This window comes from Bacillus sp. K2I17, from assembly GCF_002209985.1.
In the GTDB taxonomy this organism is placed as follows: Bacteria; Bacillota; Bacilli; order Bacillales; family Bacillaceae_G; genus Bacillus_A; species Bacillus_A wiedmannii.
This window is the reverse complement of record NZ_NJGF01000001.1, coordinates 82,946-105,674: the sequence shown is the minus strand read 5'-3', so window position 1 is coordinate 105,674 and position 22,729 is coordinate 82,946. Positions and strand designations below refer to the sequence as shown.

21 protein-coding genes are annotated in these 22,729 nt (G+C 36.8%); 19 read left to right on the top strand and 2 right to left on the bottom strand.

What is annotated here, in order from left to right; all coding sequences use genetic code 11:
* Position 1: 1 nt before the first annotated feature.
* On the bottom strand, positions 2 to 1,711 hold the full coding sequence (locus CER22_RS00565) for an Rqc2 family fibronectin-binding protein (RefSeq protein WP_087985060.1): 1,710 nt from the start codon (positions 1,709 to 1,711) through the stop codon (positions 2 to 4).
* Positions 1,712 to 1,816: 105 nt separating this feature from the next.
* Between CER22_RS00565 and CER22_RS00560 the strand changes: the two genes are divergently transcribed.
* From CER22_RS00560 to spoVM, 17 genes are all read left to right on the top strand, one after another.
* Positions 1,817 to 4,540 (top strand): calcium-translocating P-type ATPase, SERCA-type, encoded by a 2,724-nt coding sequence (locus CER22_RS00560; RefSeq protein WP_088608065.1) that lies wholly within the window; start codon positions 1,817 to 1,819, stop codon positions 4,538 to 4,540.
* Between the two features lie 99 nt (positions 4,541 to 4,639).
* Entirely contained in the window at positions 4,640 to 5,515 is an 876-nt protein-coding gene (locus CER22_RS00555; protein ID WP_000563111.1) for a YicC/YloC family endoribonuclease, read from the top strand.
* A 67-nt stretch (positions 5,516 to 5,582) separates the two neighbouring features.
* Positions 5,583 to 5,846: an extracellular matrix/biofilm regulator RemA gene (gene remA, locus CER22_RS00550; protein WP_001251456.1), complete on the top strand. Its 264-nt coding sequence runs from the start codon at positions 5,583 to 5,585 to the stop codon at positions 5,844 to 5,846.
* Between the two features lie 13 nt (positions 5,847 to 5,859).
* On the top strand, positions 5,860 to 6,477 hold the full coding sequence (gene gmk, locus CER22_RS00545) for a guanylate kinase (RefSeq protein WP_001257740.1): 618 nt from the start codon (positions 5,860 to 5,862) through the stop codon (positions 6,475 to 6,477).
* 2 nt (positions 6,478 to 6,479) lie between these two features.
* Positions 6,480 to 6,692, top strand: a complete 213-nt coding sequence (gene rpoZ, locus CER22_RS00540) for a DNA-directed RNA polymerase subunit omega (RefSeq protein WP_000933965.1) — start codon at positions 6,480 to 6,482, stop codon at positions 6,690 to 6,692.
* A gap of 172 nt (positions 6,693 to 6,864) precedes the next feature.
* Complete coding sequence (coaBC, locus tag CER22_RS00535) at positions 6,865 to 8,070, top strand: bifunctional phosphopantothenoylcysteine decarboxylase/phosphopantothenate--cysteine ligase CoaBC (RefSeq protein ID WP_088064294.1); 1,206 nt, start codon at positions 6,865 to 6,867, stop codon at positions 8,068 to 8,070.
* Positions 8,067 to 10,472, top strand: coding sequence for a primosomal protein N' (gene priA, locus CER22_RS00530; RefSeq protein ID WP_088064293.1), 2,406 nt, complete (start codon positions 8,067 to 8,069; stop codon positions 10,470 to 10,472). The genes coaBC and priA overlap by 4 nt, the downstream gene beginning before the upstream one ends.
* An 11-nt stretch (positions 10,473 to 10,483) precedes the next feature.
* Positions 10,484 to 10,954, top strand: coding sequence for a peptide deformylase (gene def, locus CER22_RS00525; RefSeq protein ID WP_000279468.1), 471 nt, complete (start codon positions 10,484 to 10,486; stop codon positions 10,952 to 10,954).
* 23 nt (positions 10,955 to 10,977) lie between these two features.
* Positions 10,978 to 11,922 (top strand): methionyl-tRNA formyltransferase, encoded by a 945-nt coding sequence (fmt, locus tag CER22_RS00520; protein ID WP_000598793.1) that lies wholly within the window; start codon positions 10,978 to 10,980, stop codon positions 11,920 to 11,922.
* Complete coding sequence (gene rsmB, locus CER22_RS00515) at positions 11,919 to 13,253, top strand: 16S rRNA (cytosine(967)-C(5))-methyltransferase RsmB (RefSeq protein WP_088608064.1); 1,335 nt, start codon at positions 11,919 to 11,921, stop codon at positions 13,251 to 13,253. The genes fmt and rsmB overlap by 4 nt, the downstream gene beginning before the upstream one ends.
* Positions 13,254 to 13,257: 4 nt before the next feature.
* Positions 13,258 to 14,346: a 23S rRNA (adenine(2503)-C(2))-methyltransferase RlmN gene (gene rlmN, locus CER22_RS00510; RefSeq protein WP_000450539.1), complete on the top strand. Its 1,089-nt coding sequence runs from the start codon at positions 13,258 to 13,260 to the stop codon at positions 14,344 to 14,346.
* A gap of 4 nt (positions 14,347 to 14,350) precedes the next feature.
* Positions 14,351 to 15,103 carry a Stp1/IreP family PP2C-type Ser/Thr phosphatase gene (locus CER22_RS00505; RefSeq protein ID WP_000648694.1) on the top strand — a complete coding sequence of 251 codons (753 nt, stop codon included), beginning with the start codon at positions 14,351 to 14,353 and terminating at the stop codon, positions 15,101 to 15,103.
* Positions 15,104 to 15,111: 8 nt separating this feature from the next.
* Entirely contained in the window at positions 15,112 to 17,085 is a 1,974-nt protein-coding gene (gene prkC, locus CER22_RS00500; RefSeq protein WP_088064291.1) for a serine/threonine protein kinase PrkC, read from the top strand.
* Between the two features lie 268 nt (positions 17,086 to 17,353).
* Positions 17,354 to 18,235 (top strand): ribosome small subunit-dependent GTPase A, encoded by an 882-nt coding sequence (rsgA, locus tag CER22_RS00495; RefSeq protein ID WP_001113945.1) that lies wholly within the window; start codon positions 17,354 to 17,356, stop codon positions 18,233 to 18,235.
* 2 nt (positions 18,236 to 18,237) lie between these two features.
* Entirely contained in the window at positions 18,238 to 18,882 is a 645-nt protein-coding gene (rpe, locus tag CER22_RS00490) for a ribulose-phosphate 3-epimerase (protein ID WP_000589963.1), read from the top strand.
* A 99-nt stretch (positions 18,883 to 18,981) separates the two neighbouring features.
* On the top strand, positions 18,982 to 19,662 hold the full coding sequence (locus tag CER22_RS00485; protein WP_060488423.1) for a thiamine diphosphokinase: 681 nt from the start codon (positions 18,982 to 18,984) through the stop codon (positions 19,660 to 19,662).
* A gap of 66 nt (positions 19,663 to 19,728) precedes the next feature.
* Entirely contained in the window at positions 19,729 to 19,809 is an 81-nt protein-coding gene (gene spoVM / locus CER22_RS00480; RefSeq protein ID WP_001213599.1) for a stage V sporulation protein SpoVM, read from the top strand.
* Positions 19,810 to 19,882: 73 nt separating this feature from the next.
* Here spoVM and rpmB read toward each other — a convergent pair whose 3' ends face one another.
* Positions 19,883 to 20,071 (bottom strand): 50S ribosomal protein L28, encoded by a 189-nt coding sequence (gene rpmB / locus CER22_RS00475; protein ID WP_000124776.1) that lies wholly within the window; start codon positions 20,069 to 20,071, stop codon positions 19,883 to 19,885.
* A gap of 375 nt (positions 20,072 to 20,446) precedes the next feature.
* Between rpmB and CER22_RS00470 the strand changes: the two genes are divergently transcribed.
* On the top strand, positions 20,447 to 20,809 hold the full coding sequence (locus CER22_RS00470; RefSeq protein ID WP_000021109.1) for an Asp23/Gls24 family envelope stress response protein: 363 nt from the start codon (positions 20,447 to 20,449) through the stop codon (positions 20,807 to 20,809).
* A 22-nt stretch (positions 20,810 to 20,831) separates the two neighbouring features.
* The gene (locus CER22_RS00465; protein ID WP_000027123.1) at positions 20,832 to 22,508 is read left to right on the top strand and encodes a DAK2 domain-containing protein; all 1,677 of its coding nucleotides are present in this window, start codon (positions 20,832 to 20,834) and stop codon (positions 22,506 to 22,508) included.
* The last annotated feature ends 221 nt before the right edge of the window (positions 22,509 to 22,729 follow it).

The window sequence follows — 22,729 nt, the reverse complement described above, 5'->3', positions numbered from 1 at the left end:
TTTACGCTTTTAATTTCATTACAGTATCAGCATCAGGTGTTACATATACGGTTTGCTGATTGTCGTACGTAACAAAACCAAGTTTTGCACCACTCGGTTTTTTGACATGGCGTATTTTGGTGAAATCTACAGGAACAGAACTAGAATCTTTTGCTTTACTGAAATAGGCAGCGATTTTAGCAGCTTCTAACACGGTTTCTTCGGTAGGTTCAAGAGAACGAATGACAACATGAGACCCAGGGATATCTTTCGTATGTAACCAAATTTCATCACGACGGGCAAACTTCGTTGTTAAATAATCATTTTGCTTGTTGTTTTTACCGACGAAAATTTCTGTTCCGTCACTAGCTAAATATTTGTCTAATACCGGTTTAGTTGGTTTCTTCTTAGCATTTTTTGCTTTACGATTGCGCATATAACCTTCTTCAGCTAATTCCTCGCGAATTTCTTCAATATCTTTTGAAGAAGCAGCTTCCATTTGTTGAAGTAAGCTATCAAAATAAATAATTTCTTCATTTGTTTTTTCGATTTGTTCTTCTACAACAACAACTGAATTTTTCGCTTTTTGGTACTTTTGGAAATAGCGTTGCGCATTGTCAGATGGTGTTTTTAAAGGATCTAATGTAATTTTTACAGTTCCGCCATTTTCGTCGTAATAGTTAACGACTTCAATATCTTTATCACCTTTTTTCAAAGCGTACATATTGGCTGTAAGTAGTTCTCCGAATAGTTGATATTTATCTGCTTTTCCGGCATCTTGTAATGTTTTTTCTAGTTTAATGAGTTTCTTCTCATTTTTATTTTTTTCGTTTTGCATAAAGCGCTCTAAATCATAAGCTTGTTGTTTTACACGGTCGCGCTCTGCTTTTCCGAAAAAGAAACGGTCTAGCAATTCACTAACAGATGAGAATGTCTTGTCTTCTCCTTGCAAGTGTGCAAGAGGGAAAAGATAAAAGAATTCTTTCCCATTTGAAGTAGTCATTGTTGGTGAATATGTATGAGTTAGTAATGGTTTTTGTATGGAGAAAAATGCGTCCGCTAATGCCTTTTCATTTACCATACCTGCTTTTTTCACTACTTCTTTTGCGAATAACGGCGAAATTCCCGTAAAGGTGCCGACAAGCTGTTTATCCATGTTTCCAGATAGAAAGTCTAGCGGTCTAATAAATTCATCATTTGTTTCAATCTGGAGTGGGTTAATTTTATGTTGTGCTGGTGGTGCAATGTACTCCGCTCCAGCATATACAGTTCGATGTCGGTTTACCGCTAAAGAAACGTGTTTTAAGCTATCTAAAATATTGTTTGTTTTTGTGTCTACTAAAATGATGTTACTATGTCGTCCCATTATTTCAATTACTAATGTTTTTAGCGATTCGTCACCAATTTCATTTCTGCTACGAACGGTAATTTGAATAATGCGCTCTAAATCAATTTGTTCAATTTTTTCAATGAACCCACCTTCTAAATGCTTACGAAGAAGCATACAAAACATTGGCGGAAGTGCAGGTGAATCGTAATTTTGATTTGTTAAGTGTAAACGTGCATATGTCGGATGAGCGGAAAGAATTAGTTTTTGATTTTTTCCGTTTGCTCGAATATGTAATAAAATCTCGTATTTTGAAGGTTGATATATTTTGGAAATTCTTCCTGTGTAAAGAGAATTTGCAATTTCATGTGTAATTGCTCTTGTAAATAATCCATCGAATGCCATAAATGAACACTCCTTTCTAACTAAAAGTTAATTATAGCATTTTTTTGGACGAGGCTGAATAAGCTTTCAATAGAGTATGTCTGGAATCAGGAGGTCGATAGCGGGATGAACTGGTATGGAATGCGCGCACACGAAGTGGAAGAAAGAACGAATACGAATGTGAAGGTTGGGCTTACAGAGAAGGAAGCAGAAGGGCGAATAAAAAAATTTGGTACAAATGAATTAGATGAAGCCAAAAGGCCTTCTGCACTGATGGTATTTTTGGCGCAGTTTAAAGATTTTATGGTACTTGTTTTATTTGGTGCAACAATAGTTTCAGCTTTTTTAGGTGAATACATTGATTCTATTGCGATTGTTGCGATTGTTATTATCAATGGTATTCTTGGCTTTTTTCAAGAAAGAAAGGCTGAAAAGTCACTGGAAGCTTTAAAAGAGCTAGCCGCCCCGCAAGTTACTGTAATGCGGAATGGAAAGTGGGTAAAAGCACCGTCTAAAGCACTTGTTTTAGGTGATATCATTAAATTTTCTAGTGGTGATCGTATTGGGGCGGATGTACGTCTTGTTGAGGCATCAAGTTTATATATCGAAGAATCAGCTTTGACAGGAGAGTCAGTACCGGTGCAGAAGAAGGTAGAAGCTCTGCAGGGGCAAGATGTTTCAATTGGTGATCAAAAAAATATGGCTTTTATGGGTACGATGATTACACGAGGAGCTGGAACAGGGGTCGTTGTAGCAACTGGTATGAATACAGCGATGGGCCAAATTGCAAATATGTTACAAAATGCAGAGCAAATGGAAACACCACTGCAAAGAAGATTAGAGCAACTCGGGAAAATATTAATTATTGTGGCTCTTATTTTGACAGCGCTTGTTGTATTAGCCGGTGTATATCAAGGGAATGAAGTGTATCATATGTTTTTAGCAGGCGTGTCGCTAGCTGTTGCTGCTATTCCTGAAGGATTACCAGCAATTGTTACAGTAGCTTTATCGCTTGGTGTACAGCGTATGATTAAAAAGAGAGCAATTGTAAGGAAGTTACCAGCGGTAGAAACGTTAGGATGCGCTTCTGTTATATGCTCTGATAAAACAGGAACAATGACGCAAAACAAAATGATGGTAACACATATGTGGTCAGGTGGGGAATTATGGAAAGTTACGGGTCAAGGATATGAACCTAATGGCTCTTTTTTGAAAGGTGAAAAAGAATGCGATCCAGCTAAAACAAAAGCACTGTATCAACTACTAACATTTGGTTCACTTTGTAATAACGCAAATATTATTCAAAAGAAAAAGGCGTATGTATTAGATGGAGATCCAACTGAGGGAGCACTTGTAGCTGCAGCAATGAAAGCGGGGATAACGCGTGAGGCACTGAAAGGGAAATTTGAAATTATTCGTGAATTTCCATTCGATTCAACTCGAAAAATGATGAGTGTTATTGTGCGAGATAGAGAGGGGAAAAAGTTTCTTGTTACGAAGGGAGCACCAGATGTCCTCCTGCAAATGAGTCAAACGATTTTATGGGGGGATAAGCAACAACCGTTAAGTGAGTTGTATAGAAAAGAAGTACAGGCGGCTATTCATAGTTTAGGTAGTCAAGCGCTCCGAACAATTGCAGTTGCATTTAAGCCATTAAAAGTAACAGATTCTATTGAACATGAAAGAGACGTTGAAAAAGATTTTATGTTGGTCGGGATACAGGGAATGATTGATCCGCCAAGACCAGAGGTAGAACAGGCTGTAAAAGAGTGCAGAGAAGCTGGTATTCGAACAGTGATGATTACAGGAGATCATAAAGTGACAGCAATGGCAATTGCGGAACAATTAGGGGTTTTACCACCTGGTGGACGTGTTGTTGAAGGAGTAGAACTCGCGAATATGGATGTAGAGGAACTAGAAAGTGTTGTAGAAGACACGTATGTATTTGCTCGAGTATCACCTGAACATAAATTGAAAATTGTTAAGGCGTTGCAAAATAAAGGGCATATAGTAGCGATGACAGGTGATGGAGTAAACGATGCTCCGGCTATAAAAACAGCGGATATTGGGATAGCGATGGGAATTACAGGGACAGATGTTGCGAAAGAAGCTTCTTCTCTTGTTTTGCTAGATGATAATTTTGCTACGATTAAATCAGCAATTAAAGAAGGTAGAAATATATACGAGAATATACGTAAGTTTATTCGTTATTTATTAGCATCGAACGTAGGAGAAATTTTAGTCATGTTATTTGCAATGTTACTTGCATTACCGCTGCCGATGGTTCCCATTCAAATTTTATGGGTGAACTTAGTGACTGACGGATTACCGGCGATGGCATTAGGATTGGATAAGGCGGAAGGAGACGTTATGAAGAGAACGCCGCGTCATCCGAAAGAAGGGGTATTTGCTAGAGGGCTTGCCTGGAAAATTATAAGCCGTGGCTTTCTAATTGGAGCAGTGACGTTAGTGGCGTTTATTATTGCATATAATCAACATCCAAATGAACTGAAATATGCACAAACTGTGGCGTTTGCGACGTTGGTACTTGCACAACTTATTCATGTATTTGATTGCCGGAGTGAACATTCTATCTTCCACCGTAATCCGTTTGGGAACGTGTATTTAGTAGGAGCGGTTATTATTTCTTTACTGTTAATGTTAGTGGTTATATATTACCCACCGCTACAACCGATCTTTAGTACAATGCCAATACAAGCGAGAGATTGGTTGTTAATTGGAGGTTTGTCATCAATTCCGACCTTCTTGTTAGTAGGTTCTTTATTAACAGGGAAAAAGGGGAAGAAGGAAAAGCCAGTATTATATAAGAAGGGATTAAACTTGAAATAGTCAATGATATGAAAATGTGATATAATTTACAGAAGGTAGTAGAGCCTTGTCTCTATTACCTTTTTCATTGAGTTATTTCATGGCTTGGATGTGATAAAAATGATTTGTAGTATGACAGGATTTGGAAGATCGAAAGTAGAAAATGATACTTTTCAAATTACAGTAGAAATGAAATCGGTGAACCACCGTTTCCTAGAGATGAGTATTCGACTTCCGAAGCAAATGATGATATTTGAAGAAAAAATTCGTAAAATAATTGCAGAACAAGTTCGGCGTGGACGCATTGAAGTGTCTATTAGTATAACGGGTGAAGGGCTTGTTGAAAGAAAATTAAGTGTGAATTGGTCGCTTCTTGAGCAGTACCAATCGATTATGGAAGATATAAAAGGAAAATTTCAATTACAAGATTCTATTACACTTCAGCAATTAATGGAAATGCCAGAAGTAACAGCGATTGAAGAAGTAGAAAATGTAAATGAACAATTTGAGAACGGTTTATATGAGGCTGTTCGCCAAGCTGCTCATATGTTAAAAACGATGAGAGATGGCGAAGGAGAACGATTACATAAAGATATAGCGTATCGTTTACAAGAGATTCACAATTGTGTAAATGCAATTATTCCGCATGTACCGATTGTTACACAAAAATATCGTGAACGATTAGAAAATCGCTTAAAAGAATTACATAATCAAGATCTAGATGAACAAAGATTGTTAACAGAAGTCGCAATCTTTGCAGAGCGTTGTGATATTCACGAAGAGTTAGTTCGTTTGCAAAGTCATTTAGAGCAATTTCGTGAAACACTGCAGATTGAAGAGCCTGTTGGAAGGAAAATGGATTTCATCGTGCAAGAGATGCATAGAGAAATTAATACGATTGGTTCTAAGGCAAATGACTTAACAATTTCAAAATATGTTGTAGAAATGAAAAATAACCTTGAAAAAATTCGTGAACAAGTACAAAATATTGAGTAGCTTTCAAAAAATATATAAAGTTATACGTGGTGGAGAAATCGGATAGACTTACTAGGAGGCGCAAACTATGGCCATGCGGTTTTTAAATATTGGATACGGAAATATTGTATCTGCTCATCGAATTATTGCTATTGTAAGTCCGGAGTCAGCTCCTATTAAACGAACAGTACAGGAAGCACGCGAACATAATGCTTTGCTTGATGCTACGTATGGGAGAAAAACAAGGGCGGTTATTGTTATGGATGATGGGCATGTGGTATTAAGTCCAATTCAGCCAGAGACGATTGCACATCGTTTGAATAATAAAGAAGATTTAAGTGAGGAAGGGTAGGTTTTACATATTTATGAGAAGTAGAAGAGGATTGCTCATCGTTCTTTCAGGACCTTCTGGGGTTGGTAAAGGAACGGTTCGAAAAGAGCTGTTTAGTCATGAGGATACACGTTTTCAGTACTCCATTTCAGTAACGACACGTAAGCCACGTGAAGGTGAAGTAGATGGTGTGGATTATTTCTTTAAAGAGAGAGAAGAATTTGAGGAAATGATTCGTAATGAAAAATTACTTGAGTGGGCTGAGTTTGTAGGTAATTATTACGGAACACCGATTGACTATGTTGAAAAAACATTACAAGAAGGAAAAGATGTATTCTTAGAAATTGAAGTGCAAGGAGCAATTCAAGTTAAGAAAGCTTTCCCAGAAGGTGTATTTATTTTCTTAGCACCTCCAAGTTTATCTGAACTAAAGAACCGTATTGTCGGCCGTGGTACAGAAACTGAAGATGTTATTGAAAATCGTTTAACGGTAGCGAAAGAAGAAATCGAAATGATGGACGCTTACGACTATGTTGTAGAAAACGATCAAGTTGAATTAGCTTGTGAAAGAATTAAAGCAATTGTGGTTGGTGAACATTGCCGCCGCGAAAGAGTAGCAAAATATTATAAAGAAATGACGGAGGGTCTATAATTATGTTAAATCCATCAATTGATTCATTATTAACAAAAATCGATTCTAAATATACACTTGTAACAGTAGCTGCAAAACGTGCGCGTGAAATGCAACTTGCTGATAACTGTGTTATCGAGCAACCTGTTTCTCATAAATGTGTAGGTAAATCATTAGAAGAAATCGATGCAGAAGTATTAAAATATGTACCAAGCGAAGGCAAAATCATCGATTAAGACATTCTTTTCGACAAATTAAAACATAGACTTTATAATTTTCTATGTAACGGTAACAACCTATTTACAAGTAGGTTGTTATTTTTTTACGATAGGGAAGAAATATTGGTACTGATGAGCTGGGAATTCTGTTTCAGTATTATAAGTTTGAAAAAGAAAGAGGACGAGCCATATGCTAAAAGGGAAAAAGATACTTCTATGTGTAACAGGAGGCATTGCGGTCTTTAAAGCGGCTGCGTTAACTAGTAAATTGACACAAGCTGGTGCTATTGTAAAAGTAATGATGAGTGGGTCGGCAATGAAGTTTGTTACGCCTCTTACATTTCAAGCACTTTCTCGCCATGATGTATATACAGATACATTCGATGAGAAAGACTCGGCTGTTATTGCACATATCGATTTAGCAGATTGGGCAGATGTAGTACTTGTTGCACCTGCTACTGCCAATTGTATTGGGAAGTTAGCTGGTGGTATTGCAGACGATATGATTACAACTACTTTGTTAGCTACTACAGCCCCAGTGTGGATTGCACCTGCTATGAATGTGCATATGTATGAAAACAAAATTGTACAAAAAAATATGATGACGTTGAAAACGTTAGGATATACATTTATTGAGCCTGGAGAAGGTTTTTTAGCGTGTGGTTATGTTGCGAAGGGAAGACTAGAAGAACCGGAAGCAATTATTGCACGGTTAGAAGAGGCTTTTTCCGAACAAAAACCGTTGCAAGGAAAAAAAATATTAATAACTGCTGGCCCAACTCGTGAAAAGATTGATCCAGTGCGTTTTATGACCAATTTTTCTTCTGGGAAAATGGGATATGCAATTGCGGAAGTGGCAGCGAACTTAGGTGCTGATGTCATACTTGTTTCGGGACCGACAGCATTAAACCCACCATTACATGTAAATACGGTACAAGTGGAATCTGCACAAGATATGTTAGAAGTAGTTCTGCAACAGTATCAAAACGTAGATGTTGTCATTAAAACAGCAGCAGTTGCAGATTATCGCCCGAAATATGTTCATGATAATAAAATGAAAAAGAAAAATGGAGATGCTGTAATCGAACTCGAGAGAACAGTAGATATTTTAAAAACGTTAGGTGAGATGAAGGATCAACAGTTACTTATCGGTTTTGCGGCTGAAACGACAAAGGTAGAAGAATACGCAACAAAAAAATTACGTGAGAAAAATGCGAATATGATTGTTGCGAACGATGTAAAGGCACAAGGAGCTGGATTTGGTACAGATACAAACATTGTAACAATGTATAGAAAAGATGGAGAAGTCATCGAGTTACCACTTTTAACGAAGAAAGAGGTTGCTCGTGAAATATTAAAGCAAATTGAAATGATGTTAGAAGATGATCGTCTATGAAATTTGCAAGTGTAATTGTTGATGTACCTGCACGTCAGACAGATCGACCATTTGATTATATTATCCCTAAAAAGTGGGAAGATATTGTCCAGACAGGCATGCGTGTAGTAGTTCCATTTGGCCCAAGGAAATTGCAAGGCTTTATTATTGGGATCAAAGATTCGGCTGAAGTAGAAAGTAAGAAGCTAAAGACAATCCATGAAATATTAGATGTAACACCAGTTTTAAACGAGGAATTATTAAAGCTTGGATATTGGCTTACAAGCGAAACGTTATGTTATATGATTTCAGCCTTTCAAGTCATGCTTCCAACGGCGATAAAAGCTACGTATAAAAAGCGTCTACAACTTCGTAAACAAGAAGTAGTAGCACCTGAACTACTGTTTTTATTTCAGGACAAAGAAGCGATAGATTGGGAAGCTATTGAGACGCAGCCGCATCTATACCGCACGATTCAACAAGAAATTAAAAATGGCACGATTGAAGTTGTTTATCAGGTAAAAGATAAAGTGCAAAAGAAGAAACAAAGAGTCGTTCAACCGGAGTTGTCAGAAGATAAATTGGAGTTAGCAGCATTTGAACTGAAAAGTAAAAAACAACAAGATGTACTCTATTATTTTGTGGAAAATTATAAAAGTGTGCCGTTGAAAGTGATAACAGAAGAGTTGCAAATAACAGACGCTCCGATTAAAGCACTTGTTAAAAAGGGGCTAATTTCAGAAAAGTATGTGGAAGTGTACCGAAATCCGTATGACGATGATGATTTTGAACAAACGAAACCATTCCCACTTACGGAGGAACAAAAGCAAGTTATTGCACCGATTTTATCATCAATTACAAATGAAACTTACAATCCATTTTTACTATATGGTGTTACAGGAAGCGGAAAAACAGAAGTATATTTACAATCTATAGCAGCGGTGCTCGCGAAAGGGAAAGAAGCTATTGTACTTGTTCCTGAAATTGCACTAACGCCTCAAATGGTAGATCGTTTTAAAGGCAGATTTGGCTCGCAAGTTGCGGTTCTTCATAGTGCGCTGTCTGTTGGAGAAAAATATGATGAATGGCGTAAGATTTTAAGAAAAGAAGTGAAAGTTGTAGTTGGTGCACGTTCAGCTGTATTTGCTCCTTTTGAAAATTTAGGGATTATTATTATTGATGAGGAGCATGAATCGAGCTATAAGCAAGAAGATAATCCGAGGTATCATGCAAGGGATGTAGCTGTCTGGAGGGGGCAATATCATAAATGTCCTATCGTTCTTGGTAGTGCAACACCGACACTTGAATCGTTTGCAAGAGCGAAAAAAGGTGTGTATGAATTACTAACGATGGAAAAACGTATGAATAAACAAGCGTTACCAACAGTAGAGATTGTTGATATGCGTGAGGAACTTCGTGACGGGAATCGTTCCATGTTTTCGAAGGCATTGCATGAAAAAATAGCAGATCGATTAGAAAAGAAAGAACAGATGGTGCTCTTTTTAAATAGAAGAGGTCATTCTACATTTGTTATGTGCCGTGATTGTGGGTATGTTGTACAATGTCCGCATTGTGATATCTCGCTGACATATCATAAAATGAACCATCGTTTAAAATGTCATTACTGCAGTCACGAAGAGAATATGCCGACTGCGTGTCCTGCTTGTCAAAGTACATATATTCGTTTCTTTGGTACAGGTACACAAAAGGTAGAAGAAGAAATTACAAAACTATTTCCAGAGGCACGAGTTATTCGAATGGATGTAGATACGACAAGTCGCAAAGGAATGCATGAAAAATTATTAAAGGCGTTCGGGGAAGAAAAAGCAGATATACTACTTGGAACACAAATGATTGCGAAAGGATTAGATTTTCCTAAAGTAACGCTTGTCGGGGTTTTAACTGCAGATACGATGCTTCACTTGCCTGATTTTCGAGCGAGTGAAAAGACGTATCAGTTATTGACGCAAGTAAGTGGAAGAGCAGGCAGACATGAATTGCCAGGGGAAGTTATAATTCAAACGTATACGCCAGAACATTATAGTATAGAGTTAGCAAAGAACCAACAATATGATGTGTTTTTTGACCAAGAAATGCAAATGAGACGAACAAGACAATATCCACCTTATTACTATGTTGTACTTGTAACAGTATCTCATCCAGAATTATTAAAGGCAGTGCAAGTGACGGAAAAAATTGTCGGTCATTTACGGGCGCACTGCACAGAGCAAACGATGGTGTTAGGACCGGTTGCTTCAGCAATTCCAAGGATAAAAGATAGATATCGTTATCAATGCATGATAAAATACAAACGGGAACCAAACTTAAAGAACGTGCTCAAAATGGTAAATGAACATTATCAGGCAGAAATGCAAAAAGAGCTACAAATCTCAATTGATTTTAATCCAACAATGTTAATGTAGCGGAGGGAAATATGGCAGTTTTAGAAATAGTAAAGCATCCAAATGAAGTGTTAGAAACACCATGCGAAAGAGTAATTAACTTTGATAAAAAGTTAGTGAAATTGTTGAAAGATATGCATGAAACAATGTTAATTGCGGACGGAGTCGGTTTAGCTGCGCCTCAAGTAGGTGTAAGCTTGCAAGTTGCGGTAGTTGATATCGGTGATGATACGGGGAAAATCGAGTTAATCAATCCATCGATACTAGAAAAACGTGGTGAACAAGTAGGTCCCGAAGGCTGTCTAAGCTTCCCGGGACTTTATGGTGAAGTGGAACGTGCGGATTATATTAAAGTACGTGCTCAAAATCGCCGAGGTAAAGTATTTTTACTAGAAGCAGAAGGATTTTTAGCACGTGCAATTCAACATGAAATCGATCATTTACACGGTGTGTTATTTACATCGAAAGTGACAAGATATTATGAGGAAAACGAATTAGAATAGGTATTAAAAGGAGCGGTTTTTGAATGATAAAAGTAGTATTTATGGGAACACCGGACTTTTCAGTGCCGGTGCTTCGTCGTCTTATCGAAGATGGCTATGATGTAATAGGTGTTGTGACGCAGCCTGATCGTCCGGTAGGTAGAAAAAAAGTATTAACACCTACGCCTGTTAAAGTTGAAGCAGAAAAACATGGTATTCCGGTGTTACAACCGTTAAGAATTCGTGAAAAAGACGAATATGAACAAGTCTTGGCATTAGAGCCTGATTTAATTGTAACAGCTGCTTTCGGTCAGATTGTACCAAATGAAATTTTAGAAGCACCGAAGTATGGATGTATTAACGTCCACGCGTCTTTACTACCTGAACTTCGTGGTGGTGCACCAATCCATTATGCAATTATGGAAGGTAAAGAAAAAACGGGTATTACAATTATGTATATGGTAGAGAAATTGGATGCTGGTGATATCTTAACACAAGTAGAAGTCGAGATTGAAGAGCGTGAAACGACAGGCTCTTTATTCGATAAGTTAAGTGAAGCAGGGGCACACCTTCTATCTAAAACAGTACCTTTATTAATTCAAGGTAAGTTAGAACCAATTAAACAAAACGAAGAAGAAGTAACGTTTGCATATAATATAAAACGTGAGCAAGAGAAAATTGATTGGACAAAAACAGGTGAAGAAGTATACAATCACATTCGCGGATTGAATCCATGGCCAGTCGCTTATACGACTTTGGCAGGACAAGTTATTAAAGTATGGTGGGGAGAGAAGGTCTCTATTACAGAGAAAGCTGAACCAGGTACAATAGTAGCTCTTGAAGAAGATGGATTTGTTGTTGCAACAGGGAATGAGACAGGTGTTAAAATCACTGAATTGCAACCTTCTGGTAAAAAACGTATGAGTTGTTCGCAATTTTTACGTGGCACAAAACCTGAAATTGGAACGAAGTTAGGAGAAAATGCATGAGACAAAATGTTCGTGAGTTAGCTCTTGATGGCTTAATTCAAGTAGAAAAAAGTGGTGCATACAGTAACTTACTTTTAAATAATCTAATTGAAAAAAATGCAATTGATAGAAAAGATATTGGTTTGTTAACTGAAATTGTATATGGAACGATTCAACGTCGTGACACATTAGATTATTATTTACAGCCTTTTTTAAAAAAGAAGGTTGAGGCGTGGGTAAGAGTATTACTTCGCTTATCTTTATATCAAATGATTTATTTAGACCGAGTGCCAGAAAGAGCGGCTATTCATGAAGCAGTTGAAATTGCAAAGCGTCGCGGGCATAAAGGGATTGCTGGTATGGTAAACGGGGTATTACGTTCGATTCAGAGAGAAGGGGTACCTTCTTTAGATGAAATCAAGGATCCAATAGAACGTTTGGCAATTGCAACAAGTCATCCAATGTGGCTTGTGCAAGACTGGGCTTCTGAATATGGTTTAGAGACAGCAGAGAAAATGTGTGAAGTGAACATGTTACCCCCGGTACCAACAGCGCGTGTAAATGTTGATAAAATAACAGTAGAAGAAGCAATAGAGTTGTTGGCTGGTGAAGGTATAGAAGCGAAGCGCGGCGATTTATCAGAGGATGCAATTCAAATTGAAAGAGGGAATGTAGCGCATACAGATGCGTTCAAAAAAGGTTTTCTTTCTATTCAAGATGAAAGTTCTATGCTTGTAGCACGCGCTTTAGAACCGAATGAGGGAGATGAAGTTCTTGATAGTTGTGCTGCTCCGGGCGGAAAGACAACGCACATTGCAGAGCGATTAAAAGGAACAGGTCAAGTTATGTCTCTTGATTTACATGCACACAAAGTACGTTTAATTAAACAACAAGCGGAGAGACTTGGTCTAGAAAATGTCGAAACAAAAGCACTAGATGCTAGAAAAGTGCAAGAACACTTTGCGAATGAAACATTTGATAAAATATTAGTAGATGCACCATGTTCTGGATTTGGTGTGATTAGACGTAAACCTGATATTAAGTTAGGTAAAAATAAAGGCGATAGTGAAAGATTATCGACGATTCAACTTGCGATACTAGAAAAAATAGCACCGTTATTAAAACAAGGTGGTCGCCTTGTTTATAGTACGTGCACAATAGAAAAAATAGAAAATGAACAAGTAATAAAGCAATTTTTACAAGAGCATCCTGAATTTGAATGGGATACTACGATAAAAGATCGCATGCCAGAAAAGTTAAATCCGTATATTGATGAAGGTCAAGTGCGAATTTTACCGCATTATTTTGCAACAGATGGCTTTTATATTGCTTGTTTAAGGAAGAAGGTGTAGCATCGTGGAAACGACTGTGAGAAAACAAAAGAAAAATCTAGAAACGAAGAAACCATCAATTTATTCTTTACAACTTCATGAAATGCAAGATTGGTTAAAGGAACAAGGAGAACCTAAATTCCGTGCAGGACAAATCTTTGATTGGCTATATAAAAAACGTGTAAAAAATTATGACGACATGTCGAATCTTTCTAAAGGATTACGCGATAAATTGTCGAATTCCTTTGATATTACTACTTTAAATACATTAGTAAAACAAACATCTTCTGATGGAACAATTAAATTTTTATTCCAATTATATGATGGTTATTCTATTGAAACAGTGTTAATGCGACACGAATATGGAAATTCTATTTGTGTAACAACACAGGTTGGATGCCGTATTGGTTGTACGTTCTGTGCATCTACACTTGGTGGGTTAAAACGAAACTTAGAGGCTGGAGAGATTGTAGCGCAAGTAGTAGAAGTGCAACGTGCACTTGATGAAACAGAAGAACGTGTAAGTTCGCTTGTTGTTATGGGAATTGGAGAGCCGTTTGATAATTACGACAACTTAATGTCATTCTTACGCATTGTAAACCATGAAAAAGGAATTCATATTGGTGCAAGACATATGACAGTTTCAACAAGTGGAATTGTTCCAAAAATTTATAAGTTCGCTGAAGAAGATATGCAAATTAATTTTGCGATTTCATTGCATTCTGCAAATACAGAGTTACGTTCAAAATTAATGCCGATTAACCGTGCTTATAAGCTACCAGACTTAATGGAAGCTGTTAAATACTATGTAAATAGAACAGGGCGTCGTATTACGTTTGAATATGGCTTATTTGGAGGAGAAAATGACCAAGTTGAGCAAGCTGAAGAACTTGCTGCGCTTTTAAAAGGTGTAAAATGTCATGTAAACTTAATTCCGGTAAACTACGTACCTGAACGTGATTATGTACGTACGCCACGTGAACAAATTTTCTTATTTGAAAAAACGTTAAAAGATCGTGGAGTGAATGTAACAATTCGCCGTGAACAAGGTCATGATATTGATGCAGCCTGCGGTCAGTTACGTGCGAAGGAGCGTAAAGAAGAGACGAGGTGACGAGATGAAAGCCGTGTTTCTATCAGATAAAGGAAAAGTTCGTCAACATAATGAAGATAGTGCGGGAGTTTTTCACAATTTAGATGGAAATATTTTAGCGGTAGTAGCAGATGGAATGGGAGGTCATCGAGCTGGTGATGTAGCTAGCTCGATGACCATTCAATTATTTCATGATTATTGGAAGCAAACGCATAATATGAATGAACCAAAAAAAGTAGAAGAGTGGTTACATACGAGTGTTGGGATTATTAATGAGCGTATATATGAGTACTCTAAGCAACATGTAGAATGTAATGGTATGGGAACAACACTTATAATAGCGATTTGTACGCCAAACTTTGTGACAATAGGTCATATAGGAGATAGTCGTTGTTATATGGTATCAGAGGGAGAAATCTCGCTTGTAACGGAAGATCACTCACTTGTAAATGAACTTGTAAGACATGGTGAAATTTCAAAAGAAGACGCAGAATATCACCCGAAAAAGAATGTTTTGTTAAGGGCATTAGGAACAGAAGAAAAAGTCGGATTAGATGTTAAAACATTGGTGCTTGAGGAAGATGATCAGTTACTTCTTTGCTCGGATGGGTTATCTAACAAAGTTTCTATTGCTGATATGCAACAAATTTTACAGTTAAATGAACAGCTTGAAACTAAGGGACAACGTCTCATTCAATTGGCGAATGATCGTGGCGGGGAAGATAATATCACCCTTGTTCTTATTGATTATGCGGGTTCGACAAACGAAAGTAGGTGAAGTGCAACGTGCTGATTGGAAAACGCTTAAATGACCGTTATAAGCTGCTGAAAATGATTGGTGGTGGTGGAATGGCCAATGTGTATTTAGCTCATGATGATATACTTGGCCGAGATGTAGCGGTAAAAATATTAAGACTCGACTATTCAAATAATGAAGAGTTTATTAAACGTTTCCATCGAGAAGCGCAGTCTGTTACAACGTTGTCGCATCCAAATATTGTGAATATGTATGATGTCGGAGAAGAAGATGGTATATATTATCTTGTAATGGAGTATGTACCAGGACAAACATTGAAGCAATACATAATTGAGCGAGGGATGTTACCTATAGGAGAAGCTCTTGATATTATGGAGCAGTTAACATCCGCCATGGCACATGCCCATCATTTTGAAATTGTGCACCGTGATATTAAACCGCACAATATTTTAATTCGAGCTGATGGAGTAATAAAAGTAACAGATTTTGGAATTGCGACAGCTACAAGTGCAACAACAATTACACATACAAATTCGGTACTCGGTTCGGTACATTACTTATCACCAGAACAAGCACGCGGCGGGATAGCAAATAAACAATCAGATATTTATTCCCTAGGAATCGTTATGTTTGAGTTGTTAACAGGAAGACAACCGTTTTCTGGCGAATCTGCTGTTGCTATAGCTTTAAAACATTTACAAAGTGAAATTCCGTCTCCAAAGAGATGGAATGAAAATATTCCGCAAAGTGTTGAAAATATTATATTAAAGGCAACTGCGAAAGATCCGTTTCACCGATATCAATCTGCCAATGCGATGAAACGAGATATTGAAACTGCGCTATATCCAGAGAGGATAAATGAGCAACCATTTTACATACCGGAAGATATGGAAGCGACAAAAGCGATTCCGATTATTCAACAAGAACAATTATTCGAAAATGTAACTGATGAAACAATTGTTTTAAAAGGAAGTAAAGTGGATGAACAGAAAAGAAAAGAAGAAACGGAATTATATAAGAAGAAAAAACGAAGTAATAAATGGATTAAAGTTTTAATTACGACATTTTTACTTTTAGCAATTGGAATAACGTTAGCGCTTACTGTTATTCCGGGATTCTTTATTCCAAAAGATGTAAAAGTCCCTGATGTGGCTGGTATGAAGTATACGACAGCAGTAAATACATTAGTTGAAAAGGGTTTTGAGGTTACGGAACCTAATATTGTATATACAGATGATGTTGAAACCGGTGATGTGATAAAAACAGACCCTGTGGCAGGTAGAGTCGTGAAAGAAAACTCTAAAATTACTATCTATCAATCAGGTGGAAAAAAGAAAAGTAAGATGAGTGATCTCACAGGAAAAGATTTTGAGAGTATAAGGAATGAATTAGAAGAAAAATATAAGCAAGTTACAATAAATTATATTGAAAATGATAGGCCAAAAGGTGAAATCGTAGAGCAAATTCCGACGCCTGATCAAATGGTAGTAGAGGCGGAACAAGAACTGAAAATTTGGGTAAGTAAAGGTCCTTATCAAATTAGACCAGGTGATTTTTCAGGATGGACTGAAAATAGCGTAAATGGTTATTTGAATGAGAGAAAACTAACTCCAGATATAAAACGAGAGTATTCCGATACTGTTGATAAAGGACTTGTAATTTCGCAATCTCCAAAACCAGGAACGCCGTTAAAAGAAGGAGATAAAGTGACGATTATCATCTCAGAGGGGCCTAAGCCGAAAGTAACGAAAACAGTGAAGGTGGATAATATTTCTATTCCGTATGAGTCTTCTATAATTGGTGAGAAAAAACCGCAAACAATAGAAATTTATAAAGAAGATATGCAACAAAAAATGGATAGACCAATTGAAACTAGAACAATTTCAGAGTCGGCAACTATTTCTTTAGAATTTGTAATTCAAGAAGGTACAAAAGGACACTATAAAATTGTACGAGATGGTGTAACAATTATCGACAAAGAAGTACCATACCCAACTCAATAATAATGACTTCCATTTTCTTTCTAGAGGGGATGGAATGTATTACTCTTGCCTGTTATGCTGTCTACATATAGTGGACTGTATAACAGGCAAAAATATATGATTCAAAAAGCTATAAAAGTGATACTGTTATAAATAATATTTTAAATTTGATGGTAGATTAAATATATTAACTTGTATATATGACGGGTTTTGAAATAAGTATTTAAAGAATTTTAAACCATTTAATATTAATGACAGCTTCACTTTATACAAAATAAAGGAGAATTATATGCCAGAAGGAAAAATTGTAAAAGCTCTAAGTGGATTTTATTATGTGCAGCATGAAGAAGGGATTACACAATGCCGTGGGCGTGGTGTGTTCAGAAAAAATAAAATTACGCCACTGGTAGGAGACCAAGTTGTCTTTCAAGCAGATAATCCAACTGAAGGATATGTGCTTGAAGTATTTGATCGGAAAAATGAACTTGTTAGGCCTCCTATTGCTAATGTTGATCAAGCGATTCTCGTTTTCTCTGCAGTAGAACCAGATTTTAATCCGGGACTATTAGATCGATTTTTAGTGCTGATTGAATATCATAACATTAAGCCGATTATTTGCATTAGTAAGATGGATTTAGTGGATGAAAAAATGAGAGAGACTGTTGAATCTTATGCAAATGACTATCGTGAGATGGGATATGATGTATTATTTACTTCTATAAATACATCGGAAAGTATTGATATTTTAAAACCATTCTTAGAAGGGTGTATTTCTGTCGTTGCAGGGCAATCTGGTGTTGGGAAATCTTCTATGCTTAACGTTTTACGTCCAGAGTTAGAACTGAAAACGAATGATATTTCCTCGCATTTAGGACGCGGGAAACATACGACAAGACACGTGGAATTAATTGCGGTTGGAAGCGGACTAGTTGCAGATACACCTGGTTTTAGTTCACTGGATTTCATAGATATAGAGGTAGAAGATCTTACATATTGTTTTCCAGAGTTGAAAGAAGCGAGCCAATACTGTAAATTTAGAGGGTGTACACATCTTTCTGAACCGAAATGTGCTGTGAAGACAGCAGTTGAAGAAGGGAAGATTACAGAATATCGTTATAAAAATTATAAACAATTCGTAGAAGAAATTAGAGAGAGAAAGCCGAGGTATTAGTTATGATTAAAATTGCACCATCGATCTTATCAGCAGATTTTTCAAAATTAGGGGAAGAGATTAAAGATGTAGAAAAAGGTGGAGCGGATTACATTCACGTCGATGTAATGGATGGACATTTCGTACCAAATATTACGATTGGACCATTAATTGTAGAAGCTATCCGTCCAATTACATCTTTACCATTAGATGTACATTTAATGATTGAAAATCCTGATAACTATATCCCGACTTTCGCAAAAGCGGGAGCAGATATTATTACTGTTCATGTAGAGGCGTGCCCTCATTTGCATCGTACAATTCAGCTAATTAAGTCTCATGGCATTAAAGCGGGAGTTGTATTAAATCCGCATACGCCAGTTTCGACGATTGAGCATGTATTAGAAGATATCGATATGGTATTGCTTATGACAGTAAACCCTGGATTTGGTGGACAGAAATTTATCCATTCTGTATTACCGAAAATTAAACAAGTGGCAGAAATGGTTAAAGAGCGCAATCTAGAAGTAGAAATTGAAGTTGATGGTGGTGTAAACACTGAAACAGCAAGACTTTGTGTTGAAGCAGGAGCAAATGTACTTGTAGCTGGATCAGCAGTATACAATCAAAAAGACCGTGGTGAAGCAATTCGTGTCATTCGTGGATAATGAATGAACGAGTCTTTATCCTAGTGAAACTGCTAGTGTAGTAAGTTTTCACTATTTATAAAGGATAGAGAAAAAATATGTAAAAAGGCAATCTACCGAATGGCAGATTGCCTTTTTACAATAGAAGGGGAAGGAAACATGATTATTCATATTTTAGCGGGTGGACCTGCGGAATATTGTGCAGATTTTTCTCGATATGAAAATGAGAAAGTAGTGTGGGCGGCAGTTGATAGAGGAGTATATCGTCTATTAAAAGGAGGGATTACTCCAGCTGTTGCATTTGGAGATTACGATTCAGTTACTGAAGAGGAATTAGTATGGATGGGCCAGCAAACAAATGACTTACATATTGTTCCTCGTGAAAAAGATCAAACAGATTTAGAAATTGCGATTAACTGGGCGTTAGAACAAAATCCGACATTGATTCGTATTTTTGGTGCCACCGGTGGAAGGCTGGATCACGGTTTAGCAAATATACAGATGCTTTTAAGAGGGTTAGAAGTAGGGATAGAAATGTGTATTGTAGACAATAAAAATGAAATAAGCGTGAAAAAAGTGGGTACACATATAATTGAAGAAAATAAAAATTTCCCTTATGTATCTTTTGTGCCGGTTACTGAAATAGTAGAAGGGATTACATTACTTGGTTTTAAGTATCCTCTAACTAATAAAACAATAGAATGGGGATCAACACTTTGTATTAGTAATGAACTCGTTGAGGAAAAAGGTACTTTTTCATTTACTTCTGGCATATTAATGGTGATAAGAAGCACTGATTAAAGAAACAATTTTGCTCCTTACATCATATAGTGAACAAGTGGAGTAATGGGGATTAGGAGGGAAACCATGAGATTTTATACAATTAAGTTACCTAAATTTCTTGGTGGAATTGTTCGTGCCATGTTAAATACCTTCAAAAAAGATTAAAAAAAGCACCTATTACCGGTGCTTTTTCCATTGTCATAGTAAAAAAAGAGCCTAGCGGCTCTTTTTTTTATTATTAAACACGTTCGATTTTGCCAGATTTTAATGCTCTAGCAGAAACGTAAACACGTTGAACTTTTCCGTCGATGCGTACGCGAACTTTTTGAAGGTTAGCGCCCCATTTACGTTTTGTAGCGTTCATTGCGTGAGAACGAGAGTTACCAGAACGAGCTTTTCTTCCAGTGATAGCACAAACACGAGCCATTTATATTTCCCTCCCTTGATACCTTACCATACGTAATTTTTCAATGTTAGTCTTTTTTGCGATGCTAAAAACACTACTATAATTTAACACAACTAAAAAGAGAATGCAACACCGTAGAAAAAAGAAATCAAGAAAAATTACTTGACACCATATGTCGATGATGAAAAGTTGAAATCAAGAAAAATTGCTTGACATATTATAGTGGTACATGTTGTATAATAACAATGGACTATTTTGCTCATCATAAAAAATGTGATTTAAAACATAAAATATGAGAGTGAAAAGAAAGAACGATGGAATTTTCTTTAAAAAGATTATATGATAGTAACTAAAGTAGTCTAGCTCACTTTCACCATTTATGAAGGGGGAAACGAGATGTCAATTGAAATTAAAACGAAGTATGGTCAAATTGATATTAGTACAGATGTAATTGCAACAATTGCTGGAGGTGCCGCAGTAGATTGCTACGGTATCGTAGGTATGGCATCAAAAAATCAGTTAAAAGATGGTTTAACAGACATTTTACGAAAAGAAAACTTCACTAGAGGTGTTATTGTTCGTAAAGATGAAGATGAAGTACATATTGATATGTATATTATTGTGAGCTATGGTACGAAAATTTCAGAAGTAGCACATAACGTGCAGACGAAAGTGAAATATACATTAGATCAAACTGTAGGACTAGCAGTAGATTCTGTAAACATCTACGTACAAGGAGTTAAAGTAATAAACTTGTAATGTGCATTAAGGAGGAAAATCTGTGTCAATTCAAAAAATTGATGGGAAACGTTTATCACAAATGATCATGCAAGGAGCGAATAATTTAACAAATAATGTTCAGCTTGTTGATGCATTAAACGTATTTCCGGTTCCAGATGGCGATACCGGTACAAACATGAACTTATCAATGACTTCAGGCGCACGTGAAGTGAAAGCAAATCCTTCACAGCATGCTGGTAAAGTCGGCGTAAGTTTAGCCAAAGGATTATTAATGGGAGCACGTGGTAACTCTGGAGTTATTTTATCTCAGTTGTTCCGTGGTTTCTCTAAATCCATTGAACAAAAAGAAGAATTAACAACAGTTGATTTTGCTGCAGCTTTAGATGCTGGGGTAGAAGCGGCTTACAAAGCGGTTATGAAACCGATTGAAGGAACGATTTTAACGGTTGCAAGAGAAACGGGTAAATATGCAGTGACAGTTGCGAAAAAACAGCGCGACTTTGTTTTGTTTATGGAAGACGTTGTGAAAGAAGCGAATGCATCGTTAAATCGTACGCCGGATTTATTACCTGTATTAAAACAAGTTGGCGTTGTAGATAGCGGTGGTAAAGGTCTTGTTGTTGTATACGAAGGATTTTTAGCTGACTTAAAAGGAGAAACGATTTCTTCTAATGTGTCTGCCCAACCATCTATGAATGACATGGTACGCGCAGAACATCACCGTAGTGTACAAAGCCAATTGAGTACAGAAGATATTAAGTATGGATATTGTACGGAATTCATGGTGAAATTAGAGCCTGAAAAAATGAAAGAACATAATTTCTCTGAACAAAAATTCCGTGAAGATATTAGTGTGTACGGAGATTCACTACTTGTTGTATCAGATGATGAGGTTGTTAAGGTTCATATTCATGCGGAACATCCTGGAGATCCTATGAATTATGGACAACGCTATGGTAGTTTAATTAAGATTAAAGTAGAAAATATGCGTGAACAGCATACTGCTTTATTAGATGAGCCTACTATGATGCCTGAGCCAACTAGCCAGTCTAAAGAGAAACAACCGTACGGTATCGTAACGGTTGCTATGGGATCTGGTATCAAAACTTTATTTGAGAGCATTGGCGCGACGAAAGTTATCGAAGGTGGCCAAACGATGAATCCAAGTACGGAGGATATTGTGAAGGCGATTGAAGAAGCGAATGCTGAAAAAATCATTATTTTACCGAACAACGGAAATATCGTGATGGCAGCAGAACAAGCAGCTTCAGTTGTGGATCAAGAAGTGATTGTAATTCGTTCAAAAACAGTTCCTCAAGGTATGGCTGCAATGTTAGCATTTAATCCAGTTGGAACGTTAGAAGAGAACGAAGAAAACATGAAAGAAGCTTTATCTCATGTGAAAACCGGTCAAATTACGTATGCTGTACGTGATACGGAAATTGATGGTGTAGCGATTCAAAAAGATGATTTCATGTGTATTGCAGATGGAAAAATTGTATCAACAAATGCTGCAAAAGTAGGAGCTGCAAAGCAATTACTAGAAGCACTTATTGATGAAGATTCTGAAATTGTAACGATTCTACAAGGTGAAGATGCAACTGACGAAGAAGTAGCTGAGTTAGTTGCATTTGTAGAAGAGAATTTTGAAGATGCAGAAGTAGAAGTACATGCTGGAAACCAACCGGTGTATTCGTTCATCTTCTCTGTAGAATAAGAAGAAATTCGTTTTGAAAATAAATGGATTACTTACTTGCTAATGGATAAGAAGTAGTAATATGAAGTTTATTACTAGTTTTTATTCAAAAGGCTAGCATATTGAAGATAAAAAAGAGCCTTGCTGCTAATAGTGAGGCTCTTTTCTTTCGTATTGTTTATGAGGGATTTGAGTAGTTTCTCTAAGAATGCCTATGATAGAATATATAGGGTGAAAGAGAG